Raw genomic sequence first — 22,452 nt, forward strand, 5'->3', positions numbered from 1 at the left:
ACATGATCAACATACAAAATTTATCCAAAACATACGGAACAGCAACTGTTCTTAATATTGAAAATCTTGAAATTCCAAACGGGGAAACATTTGGCCTTGTAGGAAATAACGGAGCAGGAAAAACAACCCTTTTCAGCCTGATGCTGGATTTGATTCAGGCAAGCACAGGATTTGTGAGTATTGACGGAATTAAGGTCAATGAATCCGAAGCCTGGAAAAATAAAGTTTCAGCATTTGTAGATGATACCTTTCTCATTGGCTATCTTACTCCGGAGGAATATTTTTATTTCATCGGGGAGCTGAGAGGTCAGAACAAAGCATCTGTAGATGAATTCCTGAAACCTTTTCATGATTTTTTCAATGGTGAGATCCTGAAATCCGGGAAATATATCCGTGATCTTTCAAAAGGAAATCAGAAAAAAGTAGGAATTGTAGGAGCTATCATTGGAAATCCTGAGATTATTATTCTCGATGAGCCCTTTGCCAACCTGGATCCTTCTACCCAGATCAAACTTAAAAATCTGATCAAAGAATTATCAAAACAAGATGGTGTTACTTTCCTTATTTCCAGTCATGATCTTTCGCATACAACAGAAGTATGTAACAGAATCGTGGTTGTAAACAAAGGTCTTCTGGTAAAAGATATTCAGACCAATCCGGAAACTTTGAAAGATTTGGAACAATATTTTGCAGATCAGGTGTCAGTTTCGGATATTTAATACCACAAAAATAGAGGTATGAATACGACAGAATCACAGAATGTGACAGACTATCCAAATAGCAATACTATTTTCATGGTCTGGAAACTTCATGAAAGCCCTCAGCTGAAAGATATTTTTCAGGAGCTGTGTGCTTTGGTTTTAAATCTTAATAATTCGGTTTTTAACCGTTTTCCGGACAGCAGGGCAAGCTGTGTCATGGGAATTGGTGCTGAAGCATGGAGGAAACTGGAACTTCCAACACCACGGCCAAAGGAATTGAGCGATTTTGAAGAAATAAAAGGAGTAAAACATACGGCTGTTTCCACTCCCGGAGATCTTCATTTTCATCTGAGAGCAGATAACAAAAGCCTGATTTTCGATATGGCGATTGAAATATCCAAATTATTGAGCTCCGTAGCTGAAAGTATTCTGGAAATTCACGGATTTAAATATTGGGATGCACGTTCCATTCTTGGTTTTGTAGACGGAACGGAAAATCCGCATGGTGACGACCGTGATTATTTTGGAAAAATAGGAGATGAAGATCCTCAATATAAAGGAGGAAGTTATCTTTTCGTTCAGAAGTACCTTCACAATATGGATGCCTGGAAAAGTCTGTCCACAGAAGATCAGGAGAAAGTGATCGGAAGATCAAAGGAAAATGATATTGAAATGTCTGACGATGTAAAACCTTCGAATTCACACATTGCCTTAGCCAATATCGAAGGCGAGAATGGAGAAGAATTGAAAATAGTCAGAGATAATATGCCTTTTGGTAACCCATCTACGAATGAGTTCGGGACCTATTTCATTGCCTATTCAAGTACATTTACCACAACAAAAAAGATGTTGACCAATATGTTTATAGGTGATCCTCCGGGAAATTATGACAGAATCTTAGATTTCAGTACCGCAGTTACCGGAACACTTTTCTTCGTTCCCACCAGAAATATGCTTGATGAATTTTCAGGATAAAATACAAAGGCTGTCTCATTCTAAGGCAGCCTTTTTCCTTTATTAAGTAATATCAATAAAAATATTTTAAAAAAATTGTAACCTTTTTTTGTTTTGAGTGTCTTTAAGATAGAAACAGCATAAGCATGAAACTTTTGTTCGGAAATAAAAAGAATGATTTGTTGAGCCTCCTGAAAAAACAGGATCCGGCTGCACAGAAGATTTTCTATGAACAGAATGTGAAGAGATTCCTGAGTGTAAGCAAAAGCTATGTGAGCGATTTGTATCAGGCAGAAGATTGTCTCATAAAAGCATTCTGTAAAATTTTTAAGCACATAGAAAGCTTCAGAGGAGAGTCGAACCTGGAAAGCTGGGCGAGGAGAATTGTCGTTAATGAATGTCTGAATTTTATCAAAAGCCATAAAACAGTATTCTATCTGGACGAAATCAACCAGTCTTTTCACGAAGACATCCATGAGCCGGAGATAGATTGTGATTTTAATGCACAGGAACTTTTGGATCAGCTTCCCGATGCCTACAGAATGGTTTTTAACCTGTATGTACTGGAAGGCTATTCTCATCAGGAAATTGCTGATACTTTGCAGATTTCAATGGCTGTCAGCAAGACCCAGTTGTTTAGAGCAAAAGAAAAATTAAGAAAGATCTACTTTCAACAACAAAAAAAAGTGAAAAATGAAAACGTCTAAAGATAATATGGAATGGCAGATCAAAAAACAGATGGAGGAAAGAGAAATTACCCCATCGCGCGATCTGTGGTCTGAAATTGAGCTTCAGAACAGCAGTAATCGTACCAGATTACAGGTGAACTGGATATTAATAGCGGCATGTTTCCTGTTGACATTTGGTTTAGGGAGTGTTTTCTTTTTTCTTAATCGGCCTTCAGAAACACAACCGGAAATTGTAAAGAAAACAGCAAAAAATAATGAAGAAGAAATTATAAAAGTTCCGGTTCAGAATAATATTCCGCTGGCAGTTGAGAATAATGATAAAAAGGAAGTGAAGAAAACACTTTCAGAAGATAACAAAGAAGTTATTTCTCCAGTGGCAATAGGACAAAATAAACTTCTTCCTAAAGAAATGGTTCCTATTAAGAAACTGGAGATTCCTCAGATTTCCAATCCTAGACTGATGGCGAAAGCCGATTCTTTAAAAACTCCGGTTAAAAAGAAAAAATATGTAGATCCTTCCACGCTTCTTTTCTCAGTAGAGCATAAAGATGTCATCGAAAAAACAAAAGATGGAAGCAACGTGGCAACTACTATTGATTTGAATGCCAGATAATTTATCCGTAAAAAAATAAAAAATAATACTATGATCAAGAAATTAATCGTAATGGGATTGCTGTGCTTTTTTTCAGCGTCAATCCATGCACAAAAGAAATTCAATATTAATCTGTCTTCTAAAAAAGATACGGAGGTAAGCCCGATTGTAAAAGAGAAAGTAGAAGAATATGCAGCTAAAATCAACGCTATTATTCAGGAAGAAAAAAAACTGATGGAGGAGGAATTGGTCGTTTTGCAGGCAAAAAATCTCAATAAATCTGATTTCGACAGAGAAAAAGCTCTGATTGCAGATCGGTATTCTGAGAAAATGGATAAAAGAATTGAGGAACTTGGATTTGATCTGGATGATGTGATTCAGAAGCAGGTAAGATATTCTCTTTTGAATACAGATGTTACGTCCAAAGAAGAACTTAAAGAAAAGCTTTTGAAAAAATTCCGTCCCAGCAGAAGCTTTACAGGATATTTCTCCTATGGAATTATGACATTAACGAATAGCTCTCCGGATAACGTACTGGATAAAAATATCGGATATGCCAATAACCTTGAGTTTGGTCTGAAACTGAACTATCAGCTTAGCAGAACAAGCCCCTGGGCTATTATTTCCGGATTAGGATTCTCCTGGAGAACGCTTAGAGCAGATAATAATATGCTGTTTACAATAAGTGCAGATCAGGGAGTTGCTTTAGTTCAAGCTAACGAAAATCTTGATAAAAGTAAACTGAGAACTGGGTATATTATGGTTCCTTTGGGGGTACAATATAATTTCTCCAAGCTTAAGAATGCAGGAATGGATATCCAGTACCGCAGCTATTACACCGGATTTAAAATTGGAGCCAATGTATACGGAGGGGTAAAAATGTCAACCAACAATATTGTAAAAGATGGTGATGGTGAAACCAGAGACCGTGGAAATTATCAGGTGAATCCTTTTGTATACGGAGCACAGATTACGGTTTCCTATAACAGCTTTAGTCTCTTTGTTAAAAAAGATTTCAGCAACTTCTTTAAAGACAGCTACTTCAAAAATGATAAAGCACTGATATTCGGCTTGGCCATTGGATTAGATTAAATATATTTTAATAGCAAACGAAAAACTCCGGGAAAAGCTCCCGGAGTTTTTGCATTGTATCAGTTATAGAATCATTATTTTAAACTTCCTACCATATCTTCCGGTTTCACCCACTCGTCAAACTGTTCAGCAGTTAATAAACCAAGATTAACAGCCTCTTCTTTTAACGTTGTTCCGTTCTTATGAGCGGTTTTTGCAATCTTAGCTGCATTTTCATATCCGATATGAGTATTTAATGCTGTCACGAGCATTAAAGATTTGTCTACAAGCTCTTTAATTCTCTCATGGTTCGGTTCAATACCTACAGCACAATGATCATTGAAGGAAATACATGCATCAGCAATCAACTGGGCAGACTGTAAGAAATTGTAAGCCATAACCGGTTTGAAAACATTCAGCTCATAATTTCCTTGAGTTCCGGCAAAAGAAATGGTGGTATCATTTCCTAAAACCTGTGCACAAACCATCGTCATTGCCTCATTTTGAGTAGGATTTACTTTTCCAGGCATGATAGACGATCCCGGTTCATTCTCAGGAATATGAATTTCCCCGATTCCTGAACGGGGACCTGATGCCAGTAATCTGATATCCTGAGCAATTTTATATAAAGACACAGCCAGTTGCTTTAATGCTCCGTGAGATTCAACAATCGCATCGTGTGCAGCAAGGGCTTCAAATTTATTTTCTGCAGTAATAAAAGGATGGTTGGTAAATTGAGCAATATATTCTGCCACCTTTACATCATACCCGTTAGGAGTATTCAATCCTGTTCCTACAGCTGTTCCGCCTAATGCAAGCTCAGAAAGGTGAGGTAATGTATTTCTTAAAGCTCTCAATCCGAATTCCAGCTGAGCTACATAGCCGGAAAATTCCTGTCCGAGGGTAAGCGGAGTAGCATCCATCAGGTGGGTTCTCCCGATTTTTACAACATCTTTGAAGGCTTTTGATTTGTCAGCCAGTGTATTTTTTAATTTTTCTACTGCCGGAATGGTTACCTCCACTACTTTTGTATAGGCAGCGATGTGCATGGCAGTAGGATACGTGTCATTGGAAGACTGGGACTTATTCACATCATCATTCGGGTGAATTTCAGATTTTTCACCCAATGTTCCTCCATTATTAACATGGGCTCTGTTGGAAACGACTTCATTCACATTCATGTTCGATTGCGTTCCGGAACCTGTCTGCCAGATCACCAACGGAAACTGGTCATTCAATTTTCCCTCCAGAATTTCATCACATACTTTAGCAATCATATCTCTTTTTTCAGCAGGAAGCACTCCCAGATCAGTATTGGTATAGGCTGCTGCTTTTTTCAGATACGCAAAAGCTTCAATGATTTCATGCGGCATTGAACCCTCAGGTCCGATTTTGAAATTATTTCTGGAACGTTCAGTCTGTGCACCCCAAAATTTATCTGCAGGTACCTGCACTTCTCCCATGGTGTCTTTTTCTATTCTGTAATTCATAGTGGTTGAAATTTGTATGATCTGTTGGTTTAAAAGCCATAAAAATTTTTAACATTATTGATTTTTAGTGGAAAAAATAATGTTTTGGCTTCGTTTATTTAGCTTCTATAAAGGTACTTATAAACTCAGAATCCTACAATTTATAATCATTATAAATATCAATATAAATGACTGATTTTACTCATATTTTTTTAAAGGAGGCGTATTTTTGTACAAACAAAAATTGAATGGATTTTAGATATCAGGATCCGTATCCTATTCAGAAGGATGATACGGTGTACAAAAAGCTTACATCAGACTATGTAAAGGTTGAAAAACTAGGGGACAGAGAAATTTTAACAGTAGATCCGAAGGGATTGGAATTGTTAGCCGAAGAAGCAATGGCAGATGTTTCTTTCATGCTTCGTTCTTCCCACCTGGAAAGCCTTAGAAGAATTATTGATGATCCTGAAGCTACAGATAACGACAGATTCGTTGCTTATAACCTTTTACAAAATGCTGCAGTGGCTGTTGAAGGAGCCCTTCCTTCATGTCAGGATACCGGTACAGCCATTGTAATGGGGAAAAAAGGAGAAAATGTGTACACAGGAGTAGAAGATGGAGAGTACCTGAGCAAAGGAATTTTCAATACCTACCAAAAAAGAAATCTAAGATATTCTCAGGTTGTTCCTTTGACTATGTTTGAGGAGAAGAATTCCGGGTCTAACCTTCCTGCACAGATTGATATCTATGCTAAAAAAGGAGATTACTATGAATTTTTATTCTTAACAAAAGGAGGAGGTTCAGCTAATAAAACATTCTTATATCAAAAAACGAAATCTTTATTGAACGAAAAATCTCTTGAAGAATTTGTTAAAGAAAGAATTTCAGATCTTGGAACAGCGGCTTGCCCACCGTACCACTTAGCATTGGTAATCGGAGGAACTTCAGCAGAAGCCAACCTTGCTGCAGTGAAAAAAGCGTCAGCCAAATATTATGACAACCTTCCGACAGAAGGAAATGAGGCCGGGCAGGCATTCAGAGACCTTGAATGGGAAGCTAAAGTTCAGAAAATCTGCCAGGAAAGTGCAATTGGAGCACAGTTTGGGGGTAAATACCTTACTCACGACGTAAGGGTAATCAGACTTCCAAGACACGCTGCATCTTGTCCGGTAGGAATGGGAGTTTCTTGTTCTGCAGACAGAAATATCAAAGGAAAAATTACGAAAGAAGGTATCTTCCTTGAACAATTGGAACAGGATCCGAAAAGATTCTTGCCTGATACTCCTCCGCACCTGGAAGAAGCTGTTGAGGTTAATCTGAACAAGCCAATGCCGGAAATTCTTGCTGAGCTTTCTAAATATCCGATCAAAACAAGATTAAAACTGAACGGAACATTAATCGTAGCAAGAGATATTGCGCACGCAAAAATCAAAGAAATTATCGACAGTGGGAAACCAATGCCGGAATACTTTAAAAACCACCCGATCTATTATGCAGGACCGGCAAAAACTCCGGAAGGAATGGCTTCAGGTAGTTTCGGACCTACTACAGCAGGAAGAATGGACGTTTATGTAGACGAATTCCAAAGCCACGGCGGAAGTATGATCATGTTGGCAAAAGGAAACAGAAGTAAAGATGTTACCAATGCATGTCATAAATATGGAGGTTTCTATCTTGGATCTATCGGAGGGCCGGCTGCCATTCTTGCGAAAGACAATATTGTATCTGTAGATATAGTAGACTTCCCGGAATTAGGAATGGAAGCAGTAAGAAAAATCGAAGTAAAAGACTTCCCTGCATTCATCATTTCCGATGATAAAGGAAACGACTTCTTCGCAAATCTTGCTCACTAATTAGTTTAAAATTAAAATAAATAACAAAATAGAACGCCGATCTTTTGTGTAAAAAGGAAAAAAGTTCTATTTTTGCCTAAAATCTTTAAGAGAATGATAACGATATTATCAGCATTTTGGCCGTTCTACCAGTTCCTTTGGACTATATTCTTCATTACTATGTTCTTAGTAGGATTCTGGTGTATTTTTATGTTCTTCGGATTAGTAATCCCAATGTGGCTAACTGAAGGTTTGAAAGAGTATTTCGGAAAAGTAAAGCCTTTCGACCCTGAAGATATCAGAAGAAAGCTTGTTTCTGAGCAGGAAGGTGTAGAGGTTATCTACAGCGAGCCTAAAGGAAACGGACCTTTCCTTCACGATCACGGACATCATCATTAATTGATTGTCATTGCTTTTTCACCTGAATTCTGAAAAAGTAATATCAAAGCAAAACAACATATACAAAACCGCTTAATTCGTTAGGCGGTTTTTCTATTTATTATTCCTGAGGCTTTCCGGAGAGACTCCAAACTTTTTTTTAAAAGCCCGCGTAAAGTTCTGGAGATATTCATAGCCGCATTCAATGGCGATCTCTTTGATCATAATTTCTTTATTGGTGATCAGTTTCTTTGCTTTTAACATTCTGAGTTCCGATATATAATGAGCAATCGTTGTATGATACTGAGCTTTGAATTCCTTTCTTATAATATTTTGATTCATACCAATATATTTTCCAATCTCTTCTGCTTTTATATTCCGGTGATAATTTTCATCAATGAATTTTCTGATTATTTCCGGAGTCTTTGGGGTAGATTCCAATGTGTTTTTCTCATTAAACTGTTCAAAAATCAGAATAAGAAGTTTGATGATTTTTGCTTCTATGAATAATTTCTGCATGATTCCTTTCTTGGTATAACCTAAAATTTCCTTTACAATCATATGCATTTCAACGGTCATGTCCGGAGGTGTTTCTTTATGCAGGAATATAAAATTATTATGAATCATATTTTCAAGAATCTCTGCATTCTCACGATTATGCTCAGGATTGATGAGGTTGAAAATATATTGATAATTGATCTGAATCTGCAGATATTTCAGGATTTCCTGATTTTCAGTCCATACTTCTGCAACATTTTCTTTAGGGGAATAATGAAGGATATATTGATTTTTCTTGAACAAAAATTGAGTTCCACAGTAATGAGCCTCCAGATTAATGGCATTACTCAGAAAGAACAGAAGGTTAAAGCTTGACTTCCCTTCCAGCATATGAGACTTGAAGGTTTGGTCAGGACACAGATCTTCCTGCATAATGATTTTGATGTCTTCGGATCTGAACAAAAGTCCATTTTTAGATTGACTCCTCATACAACACATTTTTACGGCCATGGTACAACTTCTTAAGGGAAAAGTCCTTCGCAGGATAACCAAAAGTTCGAAAATGATAACTCGGGGTTAATTATGTGAGGTACTTTTGCGCAAAATTAAATTAAATTTAGAATAATTAAAAATAATATTTCATATGTTTAAAGATTTACATTTTGCAATAAAGAAAATCAGAACGGGATTAGCGCTGCTAACCCTTGCTGGAAGCTATATGTATGCCCAACAATGGGAAAATGTAGGAGGAGTTCAGGATGTATCTGCAGGAGGAAGCAGTTTTAATAATTTGGTTATTGATAATCAGGGAAATTATTATCTGTCCTATTATGATGTTTCAGTAGCCAAAGGCTCTGTTCAGAAATTTAACGGAACCTCATGGGCTTACTTGGGGGGAAGTCCTGGAATTACTACAGGAACAGCAACTTACAACTCACTGTCAATAAGTCCAAACGGGAACAGCATTTATTATACCAACCAACTTGGTTATCCAGGTTCCGGAATGGAAGTACGCTTGTTTACAGGATCTTTATGGTCTCAGCTTCCCAACGCTACCGATAGCTCTGTTAATTATCAGGCTTCCGCAGTATCAGCTGACAATATCATATTTACTTATGGATCTTATGGTTCAGGAACTGTTAAAAGATACTTTGGAGGGGCTTGGGGACAAGTAGGAAATGCAGGCTTTTCAGGAGGAGCTGAATTTGCTGAAATGGTCATCGGAACCAATAATATGGTGTATACCTGTAATGTTTCCGGAGGTTTGAAAGTATATCAAAACAGTACTGGTGCCAACTCAACACAAAACTGGAGTTTAGTAGGCGGAGCTGCGGCAGACGCTTCTTCTTCAGGAGAACAGTATAATGCTGATATTGCTTTAGATGGATCCAATACTATTTATGTAGCCTATGTTTCAAACTCAGGAGGAGGAAAAAAGGTAAATGTCAAAAAATTTGATGGGAATTCATGGGTACAGGTTGGAAATGCTAACTTTTCAGAAGGAAGGGTACAGCATGTTGCCTTAGCGGTAACAGAATCTGGGAAACCTTACGTGGTTGCCAGCCGTTTTGAAAATGACAATTTCCTGAGAAATACCGTTTATAAATTAGATGATTCACAAAACTGGATCCCATTTGGTGGTGACTTCGTTTCCGATGGTGAAGCAAAATATAATGATCTTGCAATAGATAAAGCACACAACTATCTTGTTCTGGCTTATTCTGACAACACCACAAAAGTTAAAAGAATTTCATTGACATTAAATCCTCAAACGTGCAGCAATACAGATCCAGGAGTAAATGTAGGTGACGTAGGCTGTGTAAGTTTTATGTATCGCGGTCAACAGGTAGCGTATTCTACGGTAAGAGGCGCTGACGGAAAAATATGGCTTCAACAGAATCTGGGAAGTACGCAGGTAGCTTCTTCAGTAGCTGATGCGAACGCCTATGGAGATCTTTTCCAATGGGGAAGATGGGATGATGGTCACCAGCTTAGAAATTCTCAGATTGTACAGGCTCCATCGCCTAATACACCAGAAGGAACAAGTACTACGGGAGGAGGTTATATTGCCGGATCTCCAGCATGGTGGGCTGGTTTTTCAAGTGGAGATACATGGACAGGAATATCAGCGGCAGATGTTAATGCATCGGCTGGAGTAGATCCTTGTAAAGCAATAGGTGCAGACTGGAAAATGCCTTCTCAGGCGGACTGGACTGCTTTAGTAGGGGCAGAAGGTATTGCCAATCCGGCAACGGCCTACAGCAGCAATCTTAAATTACCGGCTGGAGGATACAGAAGCTCCAGTGATGGTAACTTTACTTTTGTAGGACAAAGAGGGTATTTCTGGAGCTCTGATACATCAAGTCTGGGAGCAAAATATCTGTATATCGGATCAACAATTGCCAATCCGTCAGCAGGATCTATGAGAGGACAGGGATCATCGGTAAGATGTATCAAGCCTACAGCTTCTTTGGGTACTTCTGAAACTACACTGAAAAATGCAGTAATAGGAATGTATCCTAATCCTACCAAAGGAATTCTTACAGTTAAATCTGATTCCGGAATTGAAAAAGTAAATGTAGTAAATGCTGTAGGACAAAGAATGAATGTACAGTTCTCAGATAATCAGATTAACATGACTGAACTTCCTTCAGGATTATACATCGTAGAATTAAAACTTAAGAACGGACAATCCATTTCGAAAAAGATTATAAAAGATTAAGCGAATTTCAGGACATCGATTTTCGTCAAAAGATTAGTTCATTACAATTACTTTTATTGGGAGGCTCATGAAAATTTCATGAGCCTTTTTTTGATTTATTTTTTCCCGGAAAATTGAAATATTTGATGATGATTAAGCAAGAATAGTCGTTATGAAGGAAAAATTATACTATATTCGATAAAAAATAATAAATGAAAAAGTTTTATTCCGTTGGTTTTCTGCTGATTACATTGTTCGTTTTTGGGCAGATCAATTATACCATTACCCCTAACCCATTTGATGAGACAGATGCTGTAACACTTACAGTTCCGGGAGATCAGATTGACGAATCTGCGTGGGGTGTTTCCAATAATGCCATTTATATCTGGTCCTGGTCTTTTGACACGAATTATCAGAACAGTCAGGATTGTCCTACCAATGGCAGCTGGAACAATTCCAGTGATGTAAATAAACTGAATTATAATGCAGGTACAGACAGTTACTCGCTTACTTTTACTCCAACAGCCTTTTTCGGAAGAACAGGAATAGGGAGGTTTGGATTTCTATTAAAAGATAAAACAGGATCACATCAGACCTCACCTGATATTTTTGTAAACGTAGGTACTTTAAGCTTAAGTCTTACCCATCCGCTGGCCAATAGTTTAACTTCTGTTCCCGTGGGGAATTCTATCAATATTACGGCTGCCTCTAATGGTAATGCTACATTTCAGTTAAAAGCCAACGGAACGGTTGTAAATTCAACAACAACACCTTCACAATCTTATTCTTATAGTTATACTGTTTCTCAGGATGCCAGTATGGAACTTATAGCTACACAGGGATCTAATTTTAAAGCCGCAACGTTTATCCTACAGGTTCCGAGAAATGTAGTTTCTGAAGCAATACCTAACTGGATTAAACAGGGAATCAATTATCACCCGGCAGATCAGACCAAAGTGGGACTTGCTTTATATGCGCCGGGTAAAAACTTTGTGCATGTCATCGGAAGTTTCAATAACTGGGCAGTGAATGATTCTTATTTAATGAAAAGAGATACTACAAACCCGGATCTTTATTGGATTGAACTCAACGGGATTACCCCTCAACAGCTTTATACTTTCCAATACAGAACCAATGATTTGAGAAAAGTAGCAGATCCTTATTCACCACAAATATTATCTTCTTATGATGATCCGTGGATTTCGGCTTCTACCTATCCAAACTTACCTGCATTTCCTGCCGGGCAGGGTTTTGAAGTGTCAACATTTAAAACAGGGCAGACGGCTTATAACTGGCAGACAACCAATTTCCAAAGACCTGCAAAAGAAGATCTGGTAGTGTATGAATTATTATTGAGAGACTTTACACAGGAAAAGAACTGGCAGTCATTGATTAATAAAATTTCTTATTTAAAAAATCTAAAAATCAATGCTATAGAATTGCTCCCGATCATGGAATTTGACGGAAATCTTTCCTGGGGATACAATACATCTTTCCATTATGCATTGGACAAAGCTTATGGAACTCCTGAAAAATTCAAAGAATTTGTAGACCTGTGCCATCAGAACGGAATTGCGGTTATTCTGGATGTTGCTTTTAACCATGCAACAGGACGCTCACCTTTGGTAAGACTTTGGAACGTAGATCCTGATGGAGATGGTTACGGAGATGTTGCAGCCAACAATCCTTATTTTAATCAGGTTCCGAAACATTCATACAATGTATTTAATGATTTTAACCATACAAGTCCTTCAACGCAATATTACGTTGAAAGATGTCTTCAGCAATGGCTGACTGAATATCACATAGACGGATTCCGTTGGGATTTAACAAAAGGATTTACCCAAAGCTGCTCTGAAAATGATGAAGCCTGCACGAATGCTTATCAACAGGACAGAGTAGATATCATGAAACATTATGCTGACAGACAGTGGACTATAGACCCGAATTCTTACATGATTTTTGAACATCTGGGAACTGATGCAGAGGAACAGCAATGGGCAAACTACAGGATCGCAGAAGGAAAAGGCGTTATGCTTTGGAATAAGCAGACAGAGCCTTACAATCAGAATACAATGGGGTATCAGGAAAACAGCAATTATGACCGTATGAATCACAGTCTTCATGGCTTTACCAATATGAGTGCTGTAGGATATGGAGAAAGCCATGATGAAGAAAGGCTGATGTTTAAAAACCTTGCCTATGGTGCAGTAAACGGCAGCTATAATGTGAAAGACCTGAATACTGCTCTTGAAAGAATGAAAACTTTCGGTGCTACGTTCTTTATCATTCCCGGTCCGAAAATGATCTGGCAGTTTGGAGAATTGGGATACGAATTTAGTATCAACAGATGTGCTAACGGAACTATCGACAGCGGATGCAGAACAGATGAGAAACCTGTTGCATTTACATTAGGATATGATACCAATGCAAACAGAAAAGCAGTTTATGATACATGGGCTAAAATAATCAATATCAGGAATACCCATCAGGTTTTTAAATCTAAAACTTACAGTATAGAATCCAATAACCTTACGAATGATCCTAATGGGCTGATCACAAGAATTTACGTGTATGATGCAGCAATTACAACGGGAATAAAAAATATAGTAGTATTGGCCAATTATGATACATCTGCAAAAAATGTTATTCCTTTCTTTCCTTACACAGGTCAATGGCAGAATCTAATGGATGATAGTATTTTGAATGTGGCTTCTACAACCACTCCGATCACTTTACAGCCTGGAGAATTCAGAATATTTGGAAACTATGCAGGTGCTTTGTCAACAATAGATATCAATGAAGGGAACAAATTGTCCCTTCAGATTGCAGACAATCCGATACAAAACGGAATCGCACGATTCATTTTCAATAAAGCCAAAAACGGAGAAATTTTAATTTTTGATATGACGGGTAAAAAGCTGGACTCTTTCAAGCTGAATAAAGAAAACGGTATTCATGAAACGAAAATCAGTTATCCACCGGGAACCTATCTGGTACAGTTGAAATCGGATACAGGAATTGCGATTCAAAAGATGATGATCAAATAAAACAAATTATCAAGCTGTTTAGACTTATAAAAAATGTTGAATATAGTAAAACCATTAAGAAGGATTTAAGAAATAAAGGTAGTTAAGATGAATCATTCTGAATTTTAAGCTTAAAACGAAGCTTATCTTAATACTCTTATCACCTTAATATCATCTTAATGTTTCAAAAATAAAACTTACCACAAGTTCTATAAAATAATGAAAGGCAGATTTGCAGTACAGCAGATCTGCTTTTTTGTATATTTAAAAAAATAGTCTACTTTTGCAGTAGATTTATCAAGAAAGGTGGAGGGATTTGGCCCGGTGAAACCTTAGCAACCTGCACGGTTCCAGAAGTGTAAAGGTGCTAATTCCAACCCGGAGGGGGAGATAAGTGAAGTCAATATTCTATATGAATTCCATTTCTTGAAGTCTTGTGTATCTGCGGAAAGATCCGTCAGATTCGTATTATTAATTGGCAAGAACAAAAATGAAAAAATTAAGCACAGCTGTATTATTGTTTGGGGCAATGTTAGTCGCTGCTCAGGAGAATGAGGAGAAAGGCAAAGAAATAGAAGATATCATCATTGTCGGAAACCGAAATGTCAAAAGAACAAAACTGGAAACACCAGTTCCTGTAGATGTTATTAATATTGACAAAATACAAAGAAGTTCTCCACAAATGACGGCTCAGGATCTCCTGAACTATGTGATTCCATCGTTTAATGCAGTGAGACAGTCTGCTTCTGATGGAACAGAGCATATTGATCCTGTAACCTTAAGAGGAATGGGACCAGATCAGATTCTGGTTTTACTTAACGGAAAAAGAAGACATTCCACCTCTTTAGTTAATTATCAGAATACGGTTGGAAATGGATCTGTAGGAACAGATTTAAGTACAATTCCGGTCATTGCGATTGATAGAATAGAAGTGTTAAGGGACGGAGCTGCAGCACAATACGGATCTGATGCCATTGCAGGAGTTATCAATATTATTCTTAAAAAAAATACGGGAGCCTCAGCAAGTCTTACGTATGGATTGACTGGGAGAAATGATGGGGATACTTATCAGGCAGGAGCCAATTATGGGACTTCATTAGGAAAAAAAGAGGGTTATATCAACCTTTCCCTACAATTAAGCCACAGAGGAAAAACAACACGAACTCAAAATCATGATCTGGATATTTTTGGAAATAATTTTGCCTATGCATTTGCTGATGATCCCGAAGCGGCAAGAGCAGCAGATGATGCAAAGATTAAAGAACGAGGACTAACCCGTGACGATTTTAATTTTCAGATTGGAGATGCCCAGATCAGACAGGGACAGTTGTTTTTCAATGCAGAATATCCTTTTAACGATCAATTTAAAATCTATTCTTTTGGAGGTTTCAGTATCAAAGAAGGAAAAGGTTTTGGTTTCAGAAGACTTCCAAGCGAAGCTTCTAATGTGGTTTCATCCATTTATCCGAACGGATTTCAGGCAAATCTCGGATCACAAGTATATGATGTCTCCTATGCTGTAGGAGCAAAATATAATGTCAATGACTGGTTTTTTGACCTTAGCAATACATTCGGAAGCAATACCTTCAATTACAATGTTAGCAATACCAATAATGCTTCCCTGGGAGCAAATTCACCAACGCGTTTTTATGCTGGAGCACACAGCTTCCTTCAAAATACGATTAATCTTGATGTTTCCAAAAAGATAAATCGTTTCAATATCGGATTCGGTGGAGAGTTCAGATTGGAACAATACCAGATCAAACCCGGTGATGAAGCTTCTTATACCCAATATGACATCAACGGAAATGTTGCCACCGAAGGATCAACGGTGCTTGGAGCGGGCGGATCTCAATCTTTTATCGGATTCTCTCCAGACAATGCAGTGAAAAAAAACAGGCATTCCACGGCAGTATATGCAGATGTTTCCTATGATCTGGATAAAAAACTGAATATTGACGCTGCTGCCAGATTTGAAAATTATTCAGATTTTGGAAATACCCTGAATGGGAAATTAGCAATACGATATGAATTTGTAAAAAATTATGCAATTAGAGCAGCTGTAGGAACAGGGTTTAGAGCTCCTTCCCTTCAACAGCAGTATTTTAATAACTCTTATGCCGACATTTCTACTTCCGGTTCAGGAATTGTAACCAAAGGGATTTTCCGAAATGATAGCGAAGCAGCCAGAATTCTTGGGTTTGATAAGCTTAAACAGGAAACGTCTGTTAATGCAAGCGCTGGATTTACGCTGAGACCTTTAAACAAACTGTCTATTTCAGTAGACGGATATTGGATAAAAGTAAAGGACAGGATTGTAATTACCAGCAATATTACCGATCCCAGACTGGATCAGTTTAACGTAGAAAGCGGAAGATTCTTTACAAATGCCATTGATACTGAAACAAAAGGAGTAGATGTGGTCGTTTCTTATGACTTGATTCTTGGAAGCGGTAATTTAAATATTAATCTTGCCGGAAACTATACAGAAACAAAAATCACAGACTTTCATTTTCCGGAAAACTTAGGAACTCCTCAGAATGAATTCTTTGGCCCGGATCAGATCAACATCATTGAAACCCTGTCTCCAAAAACAAAAGCTTCATTAGGCTTGAATTATGGAATAGGAAAGTTCAATTTTCTCGTAAGAAATACCTATTTTGGTAAAGTAATAAGAGATGGTTATCCATTTGGAGGCGTTCAGGAATTCTCTCCGAAGGTTGTTACGGACATCAGTGTCGGGTATGACATCACAAAAAACATCAATTTTACAGTAGGAGCCAATAATGTATTTGATGTTTTCCCGGATCGCCAGATCTATGAAAATTCATATTATGGAGTATTCAAATATGCGCCGGTTCAGATGGGAACACTGGGAAATTATTTCTTTGGAAGACTTAATTTTAACTTTTAATCATTAAATGAGTACTGCTTCACATCAGATTGGCTGGAAAACAGCCGCCGCTATCGTTGTTTCCAATATGATCGGAACCGGGATTTTTACAACCCTGGGATTTCAGTTGTCCGATATTACCAATACCTACAGCATTTTCCTGCTTTGGAGTATTGGAGGAATTCTCGCTTTGTTCGGGGCTTTTTGCTATGCCGAATTAGGTTCGCATTTTAAAGGAAACGGGGGCGATTTTATTTACCTCAAAGAAACCTATCATCCGATATTCGGATATCTGATAAGCTGGATTTCACTTATCATCGGGTTTTCCTCTCCGGTTGCACTGGCTGCATTGGCAATGTCAAAATACCTTTCCGTATTCGATTTTTCTTTTGGAAATGGGTTTGCCATTGCCGCAATATTTCTGGTTGCCATTGCATTATCATTTAGCCTGAAAACATCCAGTAGGTTTCATAACTTTTTTACGTTCATTAAGATTGCATTCATTATTGTCCTGGTTATTCTTGGAGTAGGAATTTCAGGTTCACCGCAGATTGGGAACAGTCTCAATTTCAGTGACAGCTGGCAGAATGAAATCATGCTTCCTGCATTTGCTACCTCCCTGGTATTTGTAACTTATTCTTACACAGGCTGGAATTCGGCATCTTATATCGCAGGAGAAATAAAAGATGTTCAGAAAAACCTTCCTAAATCTCTTATTATAGGAACTGTTTTCGTGACGGTAAGCTATATTCTGGTGAATTATATTATGCTGAAACATGCTCCCGTGAGCCAGTTGGCAGGAAAAGAAGATGTGATGGGAGAAGCTGCTGTCAATATGTTGGGACCTGCTTTTGGAAAGATTGTCAATATTTTTATTGCCCTGCAATTAATAGCAACAATTAGCGGGTATCTGTGGGTAGGTTCGAGGTTAACACAGGCTTTTGCAAAACATACCTACATTTGGAAACCCTTATCCGAAGGGAATAAAAAAGGAATTCCGGTAAGAGCCATTTTTGCTCATGCAGTGATTGCCTCTGTTATTATTCTGACAGGAAGTTTTAAAGAAATCTTTGTCTATACAGCTTTTATTTTACAGCTTTTTGCCAGCCTGGCTATTTCTACCGTGTTCTTTCTTAAGAAAAAAGACAGAAAAATCTTTAAATCTAATGCTTTTCATATTTTTCCAGCCGTTTTTCTATTGTTCAGCATCTATATTCTTTATTTTACTTTTATCCATAATCCTAAAGAAAGCTTGATAGGATTGGGAATTATTGCAGTGGGAATTGTTTTATATCTGATTGACAGAAGGCTTTCTAAAAGATATTAAAGTAAATTTTAGCGATACAGAAAGACGGATAAACAATTGGTAAATTGGGAATTTTCTTCATTTTGCTCCCTTTATCCCTAATGCTCAAAAATTTATGATGATTCGGAATTTTAATTTTGAATTAATAATCCTTATCTTTGCACCCACAAAATTTCTACAATGTCTAAATCATTAATTCCAAAATTAGAAGCTATAAAACAAAGATATAATGAGGTTGCAGACCTTATTATACAGCCTGATGTCATTTCAGACCAAAAAAGATATTCTTCTTTGAACAAAGAATATAGTGATTTGGGAAAAATTGTAAGAGTTTACGATCAGTACAAAGGAGCGCTGGACAGTATTGCAGAATCTGAAGAAATTATTGCAGACGGTTCAGACAGAGATTTGGTAGATCTTGCTAAAGAAGAAAAGCTGGAAGCTCAGGCTAAAATTCCAGGATTAGAAGAAGAACTGAAAGTATTACTGATCCCTAAAGATCCTGCTGATGACAAAAACGTTATCGTAGAATTACGTGCCGGAACAGGAGGTGATGAAGCCGCTATTTTCGTAGAGGATGTGTACAGAATGTATACCATGTATTTTAAAACAAAAGGATGGAGACATGAAGTAACAGATTCCAACGAAGCTGCAAAAGGATACAAGGAATTGATCATGAAAGTGGAAGGAGAAGGAGTTTACGGAATCATGAAATTTGAATCCGGAGTTCACCGTGTGCAGCGTGTACCTGAAACAGAATCTCAGGGAAGAGTACACACTTCTGCTATTACAATTGCTGTTTTACCGGAAGCTGAAGAAGTAGATTTTGAACTGAATCCTGCAGATATTGAAATGCAGACTTCCCGTTCAGGAGGTGCCGGAGGTCAGAACGTAAACAAGGTTGAAACTAAAGTTCAGCTTACCCACAAACCTTCCGGGATGGTAGTGGTTTGTCAGCAAGCCCGTTCTCAGCTGGCTAACCGTGAGCTGGCAATGGAAATGCTAAGAACAAAATTATACGATATCGAATTACAGAAAGTACAGGGAGATATCGCTGCACAACGTAAATCTATGGTATCTACAGGAGACCGTTCTGCAAAAATTAAAACGTACAATTACCCTCAGGGAAGAGTTACAGACCACAGAATCAATAAGTCTATGTACAACCTTGATGCTTACATGAATGGAGATATTTCTGAGATGATTGATGCCGTAATCATGGCGGAAAATGCAGAGAAAATGAAGGGGGAAGAAGAAAATTACTAAAATTATCAATACATAAAAATATAGCCTCTGACTTTTCAGGGGCTTTGTTTTTCCAAATAATAAAACAAAATATACACTATGAAAAACTACAAAATTATTTTCCTGCTGTTGCTTACCATGATGGGACAGCAACTGATGGCTCAGACGGAAGTAAAGAAACCTAAAGAAGCCTTTGAACTCTTCTTTGGTACTTTCGTGAACAATGATGAAGCAGCATTGAATAAACTCAATGATTATTTAAAGCCTACAGTAGATGGACAAACCGCTTATCAGGTGGATTTTAAAGAAACTTCAAAGGAAATGATCAATGGAAGCGTAGATAATTTTCTTTCAGCTTTTCCTAAAGCAACAGCTGCAGCATGTAAAAAAGAAGCAGAAGATTACTTCACCGCAATGTTTGGGAATTTTAAAACCGGAAAACTTAACGTTAAAGAAGTAAAAGTGGTTCCTAATGAATATGTTGAAGGGCAAAAAATTGCAGAAATAAGGTATGCTGTAAGCTTCCTGGTTCCTTCCAAACTGACTTCCGGACCAAAAGGTGATCTGAATAAAATAAAAACTGAGGATCTGAAAAAATATTTAATTCAGGCAGTTCAGGATTTTAAAAATGCCGATAAAACGGTAACAACAGATCAAAACTTTACTTTATATGAATTGAAAGAAGGAGATAAAATATACTATTGGAATGGAAGTCCGGATGAGATTGTTAGCAACCTTACCGATTTCTATTTTGAAAGCTTCGGTGCCAATGAATAGTTGAAATATCCTATAATACATAAAAAAGTCCCAATATAACGGGACTTTTTTTATTTCACATACTTTGCGTATTTTTGAGAAAAACCGATCAGTATGAATTTTAAACCTATATTGTTAACAGCTGGAGTATTATTTTCAGCATCTTTTTATTCTCAGAAAATGATTTATCCTAAAGCACTAAAAGGAAGCCAGACAGATTCCTATTTCGGAAGCGCTGTTTCCGATCCATTCAGAGATCTGGAAAATGATTCTGAACCTACAAAAAAATGGGTAGATGAAGAAGTTGCTTACAGTCAGAATTATCTATCTAAAATTCCGTTCAGGGATAAAATCAAAAGCCAGCTGAAGGATATCTGGAACTATGAAAAAATTTCAGCCCCTTTCAAAGAAGGAGACTACACCTATTATTCTAAAAACGATGGATTGCAGGCTCAGTCTGTTTTGTATAGAACAAACAATAAGACTAATGCTACAGAAGTATTTTTAGATCCTAATAAATTTTCAGAAAAAGGAACTACTTCACTTTCCAACCTGTCATTCAACAAAAAAGGAAACCTTGCTGCTTATTCTATCTCTGAAGGAGGAAGCGACTGGAATAAGATCATTATCATTGATGCAATTACCAAAAAGCAGATTGATGAAACGTTACTGGATGTAAAATTCAGCGGAATTTCATGGCAGGGAGATGAAGGGTTCTATTATTCCAGCTACGACAAACCTAAAGAAGGGACTGTACTTTCGGGAATGACAGATAAACATAAAGTATACTTTCATAAACTGGGAACAAAACAATCTGAAGATAAATTGATTTTCGGAGGTGATAAAACCCCAAGAAGATACTTAAGTGCAGGCGTTTCTCAGGACCAGAGATACCTTATTGTCTCTGCGGCTAATGCTACAAATGGTAATGAATTGTACATAAAAGACCTTAAAAAAGGAGGTGACTTTGTACAAATTATGAGCGGATTTGACATCAATGCCAGCATCGTAGATACACAAGGTGATGATCTTTTCATTTTTACTGATAAAGATGCCCCGAATATGCGTCTTGTGAAAACAACTATCGCTAACCCGGCTCCTGCAACATGGAAAGATGTGATTCCACAAACAGAAAACGTGTTAGGAATTTCTACAGGTGGAGGATATTTCTTTGCAACCTATATGATTGATGCTATAGATCAGGTAAAACAGTTTGATAAAACAGGAAAACTGATCAGAGAAATTACACTTCCCGGAAAAGGAAATATTTCAGGATTTGGAGGAAAAGAAAAAGAGAAAGATGTGTATTTCTCTTTCAGTAACTATATTACACCGGGAACCACCTACAAATTTAATGTAGACTCAGGAAAATCTGAAGTGTATCAAAAACCTAAAGTGAAGTTTAATCCGGATGATTACGTTTCAGAACAGGTATTCTATACTTCAAAAGACGGTACAAAAGTTCCTATGATGATTAATTATAAGAAAGGAACTAAACTTGACGGTAAAAATCCTACTATTCTGTATTCTTACGGAGGTTTTAACATCAGCTTACAGCCTTCGTTCTCTGTAGTAAATGCAATCTGGATGGAAAATGGTGGTATTTACGCTGTTCCAAACATCCGTGGTGGAGGTGAATATGGTAAAAAATGGCATGATGCAGGAACAAAACAACAGAAGAAAAATGTATTCGAAGACTTTATCGCTGCAGGAGAATATCTTCAAAGTAAAGGGTATACTTCAAAAGAATACATGGCACTTTCAGGAAGATCAAACGGGGGATTATTAGTAGGAGCAACAATGACAATGCGTCCGGACCTTGCGAGAGTAGCTTTCCCTGGAGTTGGAGTTTTGGATATGTTGAGATATAATAAATTTACGGCTGGAGCAGGATGGTCTTACGACTACGGTACAGCAGAAGACAGTAAAGAAATGTTCGAATATCTTAAATCCTATTCTCCTGTACACAACGTAAAAGCAGGAACCTGCTATCCGTCAACAATGATCATTACCAGTGATCATGATGACAGAGTAGTTCCGGCACACTCATTTAAATTTGGTGCAGAGCTTCAGGAAAAACAGGCTTGTAAAAATCCTATTCTCCTGAGAATTGAAAAGAATGCAGGGCATGGTGCCGGAAGAGCTACAGATCAGGTGATTAGTGAAAATGCAGATCTTATATCATTTGCTTTATTTGAGATGGGAATAAAGAAATAACTCTAAAAAATAGTATATTTAAGGAAACGGCTAATTTTATTTAAAATTGGTCGTTTTTTTTATGTTGTTGTGTTAATAATTCTTATTTTTAGGGCGGATATTTAAAGTTTATCAATTC

The 22,452-nt window shown here is 37.4% G+C and carries 16 protein-coding genes and 1 riboswitch; of the genes, 14 read left to right on the forward strand and 2 right to left on the reverse strand.

Features of this window, described 5'->3' with window-relative positions; genetic code table 11:
• Positions 1–2 precede the first annotated feature (2 nt).
• The 5 genes from JOE44_RS18195 (at position 3) to JOE44_RS18215 (ending at position 4,028) form a co-directional block, all read left to right on the forward strand.
• Complete coding sequence (locus JOE44_RS18195; RefSeq protein ID WP_209786667.1) at positions 3–719, forward strand: ABC transporter ATP-binding protein; 717 nt, start codon at positions 3–5, stop codon at positions 717–719.
• Positions 720–737: 18 nt separating this feature from the next.
• Positions 738–1,676: a Dyp-type peroxidase gene (locus JOE44_RS18200; protein ID WP_209786668.1), complete on the forward strand. Its 939-nt coding sequence runs from the start codon at positions 738–740 to the stop codon at positions 1,674–1,676.
• 125 nt (positions 1,677–1,801) lie between these two features.
• On the forward strand, positions 1,802–2,362 hold the full coding sequence (locus tag JOE44_RS18205; protein WP_149835407.1) for an RNA polymerase sigma factor: 561 nt from the start codon (positions 1,802–1,804) through the stop codon (positions 2,360–2,362).
• The gene (locus JOE44_RS18210) at positions 2,349–2,957 is read left to right on the forward strand and encodes a hypothetical protein (RefSeq protein ID WP_209786669.1); all 609 of its coding nucleotides are present in this window, start codon (positions 2,349–2,351) and stop codon (positions 2,955–2,957) included. Before JOE44_RS18205 ends, JOE44_RS18210 begins: the two co-directional genes overlap by 14 nt.
• Positions 2,958–2,987: 30 nt before the next feature.
• A complete protein-coding gene (locus JOE44_RS18215; RefSeq protein ID WP_209786670.1) occupies positions 2,988–4,028 on the forward strand; it encodes a porin family protein in 1,041 nt (346 codons plus the stop codon).
• A 74-nt stretch (positions 4,029–4,102) separates the two neighbouring features.
• On the opposite strand, the gene fumC is transcribed toward JOE44_RS18215, so the two are convergent.
• Positions 4,103–5,497 (reverse strand): class II fumarate hydratase, encoded by a 1,395-nt coding sequence (gene fumC / locus JOE44_RS18220; RefSeq protein ID WP_209786671.1) that lies wholly within the window; start codon positions 5,495–5,497, stop codon positions 4,103–4,105.
• 227 nt (positions 5,498–5,724) lie between these two features.
• Between fumC and JOE44_RS18225 the strand changes: the two genes are divergently transcribed.
• Positions 5,725–7,332, forward strand: a complete 1,608-nt coding sequence (locus JOE44_RS18225) for a fumarate hydratase (RefSeq protein WP_209786672.1) — start codon at positions 5,725–5,727, stop codon at positions 7,330–7,332.
• 93 nt (positions 7,333–7,425) lie between these two features.
• Complete coding sequence (locus tag JOE44_RS18230) at positions 7,426–7,710, forward strand: hypothetical protein (protein ID WP_172625768.1); 285 nt, start codon at positions 7,426–7,428, stop codon at positions 7,708–7,710.
• A gap of 93 nt (positions 7,711–7,803) precedes the next feature.
• On the opposite strand, the gene JOE44_RS18235 is transcribed toward JOE44_RS18230, so the two are convergent.
• Positions 7,804–8,676: an AraC family transcriptional regulator gene (locus JOE44_RS18235; protein ID WP_209786673.1), complete on the reverse strand. Its 873-nt coding sequence runs from the start codon at positions 8,674–8,676 to the stop codon at positions 7,804–7,806.
• Positions 8,677–8,830: 154 nt separating this feature from the next.
• Here JOE44_RS18235 and JOE44_RS18240 point away from each other — a divergent pair, with 154 nt between their 5' ends.
• The 7 genes from JOE44_RS18240 to JOE44_RS18270 all read left to right on the forward strand — a co-directional run bounded on the left by JOE44_RS18240 (position 8,831) and on the right by JOE44_RS18270 (position 22,334).
• A complete protein-coding gene (locus JOE44_RS18240; protein WP_209786674.1) occupies positions 8,831–10,909 on the forward strand; it encodes a T9SS type A sorting domain-containing protein in 2,079 nt (692 codons plus the stop codon).
• A 191-nt stretch (positions 10,910–11,100) separates the two neighbouring features.
• The gene (locus JOE44_RS18245) at positions 11,101–13,938 is read left to right on the forward strand and encodes an alpha-amylase family glycosyl hydrolase (protein WP_209786675.1); all 2,838 of its coding nucleotides are present in this window, start codon (positions 11,101–11,103) and stop codon (positions 13,936–13,938) included.
• 270 nt (positions 13,939–14,208) lie between these two features.
• Positions 14,209–14,314: riboswitch (SAM riboswitch) on the forward strand.
• 93 nt (positions 14,315–14,407) lie between these two features.
• Positions 14,408–16,831, forward strand: coding sequence for a TonB-dependent receptor (locus JOE44_RS18250; protein ID WP_209786676.1), 2,424 nt, complete (start codon positions 14,408–14,410; stop codon positions 16,829–16,831).
• Positions 16,832–16,838: 7 nt separating this feature from the next.
• Positions 16,839–18,137 carry an amino acid permease gene (locus JOE44_RS18255; RefSeq protein WP_209786677.1) on the forward strand — a complete coding sequence of 433 codons (1,299 nt, stop codon included), beginning with the start codon at positions 16,839–16,841 and terminating at the stop codon, positions 18,135–18,137.
• 159 nt (positions 18,138–18,296) lie between these two features.
• Complete coding sequence (prfA, locus tag JOE44_RS18260; RefSeq protein WP_209786678.1) at positions 18,297–19,382, forward strand: peptide chain release factor 1; 1,086 nt, start codon at positions 18,297–18,299, stop codon at positions 19,380–19,382.
• Between the two features lie 78 nt (positions 19,383–19,460).
• A complete protein-coding gene (locus JOE44_RS18265; protein WP_209786679.1) occupies positions 19,461–20,138 on the forward strand; it encodes a hypothetical protein in 678 nt (225 codons plus the stop codon).
• 93 nt (positions 20,139–20,231) lie between these two features.
• Positions 20,232–22,334, forward strand: coding sequence for a prolyl oligopeptidase family serine peptidase (locus JOE44_RS18270; RefSeq protein WP_209786680.1), 2,103 nt, complete (start codon positions 20,232–20,234; stop codon positions 22,332–22,334).
• Positions 22,335–22,452: the final 118 nt, after the last annotated feature.

The sequence above is a fragment of the Chryseobacterium sp. PvR013 genome (genome assembly GCF_017833095.1).
GTDB classification, from domain to species: Bacteria; Bacteroidota; Bacteroidia; order Flavobacteriales; family Weeksellaceae; genus Chryseobacterium; species Chryseobacterium culicis_A.

Excerpts from the sequence above, each read along its gene's own strand:
- prfA (WP_209786678.1), top strand. The coding sequence starts at position 18,297 with ATGTCTAAATCATTAATTCCAAAATTAGAAGCTATAAAACAAAGATAT.
- JOE44_RS18235 (WP_209786673.1), bottom strand. The coding sequence starts at position 8,676 with ATGAGGAGTCAATCTAAAAATGGACTTTTGTTCAGATCCGAAGACATC.
- fumC (WP_209786671.1), bottom strand. The coding sequence starts at position 5,497 with ATGAATTACAGAATAGAAAAAGACACCATGGGAGAAGTGCAGGTACCT.
- JOE44_RS18195 (WP_209786667.1), top strand. The coding sequence starts at position 3 with ATGATCAACATACAAAATTTATCCAAAACATACGGAACAGCAACTGTT.
- JOE44_RS18230 (WP_172625768.1), top strand. The coding sequence starts at position 7,426 with ATGATAACGATATTATCAGCATTTTGGCCGTTCTACCAGTTCCTTTGG.
- JOE44_RS18250 (WP_209786676.1), top strand. The coding sequence starts at position 14,408 with ATGAAAAAATTAAGCACAGCTGTATTATTGTTTGGGGCAATGTTAGTC.
- JOE44_RS18265 (WP_209786679.1), top strand. The coding sequence starts at position 19,461 with ATGAAAAACTACAAAATTATTTTCCTGCTGTTGCTTACCATGATGGGA.
- JOE44_RS18225 (WP_209786672.1), top strand. The coding sequence starts at position 5,725 with ATGGATTTTAGATATCAGGATCCGTATCCTATTCAGAAGGATGATACG.
- JOE44_RS18210 (WP_209786669.1), top strand. The coding sequence starts at position 2,349 with ATGAAAACGTCTAAAGATAATATGGAATGGCAGATCAAAAAACAGATG.
- JOE44_RS18270 (WP_209786680.1), top strand. The coding sequence starts at position 20,232 with ATGAATTTTAAACCTATATTGTTAACAGCTGGAGTATTATTTTCAGCA.
- JOE44_RS18215 (WP_209786670.1), top strand. The coding sequence starts at position 2,988 with ATGATCAAGAAATTAATCGTAATGGGATTGCTGTGCTTTTTTTCAGCG.
- JOE44_RS18255 (WP_209786677.1), top strand. The coding sequence starts at position 16,839 with ATGAGTACTGCTTCACATCAGATTGGCTGGAAAACAGCCGCCGCTATC.
- JOE44_RS18205 (WP_149835407.1), top strand. The coding sequence starts at position 1,802 with ATGAAACTTTTGTTCGGAAATAAAAAGAATGATTTGTTGAGCCTCCTG.
- JOE44_RS18200 (WP_209786668.1), top strand. The coding sequence starts at position 738 with ATGAATACGACAGAATCACAGAATGTGACAGACTATCCAAATAGCAAT.
- JOE44_RS18245 (WP_209786675.1), top strand. The coding sequence starts at position 11,101 with ATGAAAAAGTTTTATTCCGTTGGTTTTCTGCTGATTACATTGTTCGTT.
- JOE44_RS18240 (WP_209786674.1), top strand. The coding sequence starts at position 8,831 with ATGTTTAAAGATTTACATTTTGCAATAAAGAAAATCAGAACGGGATTA.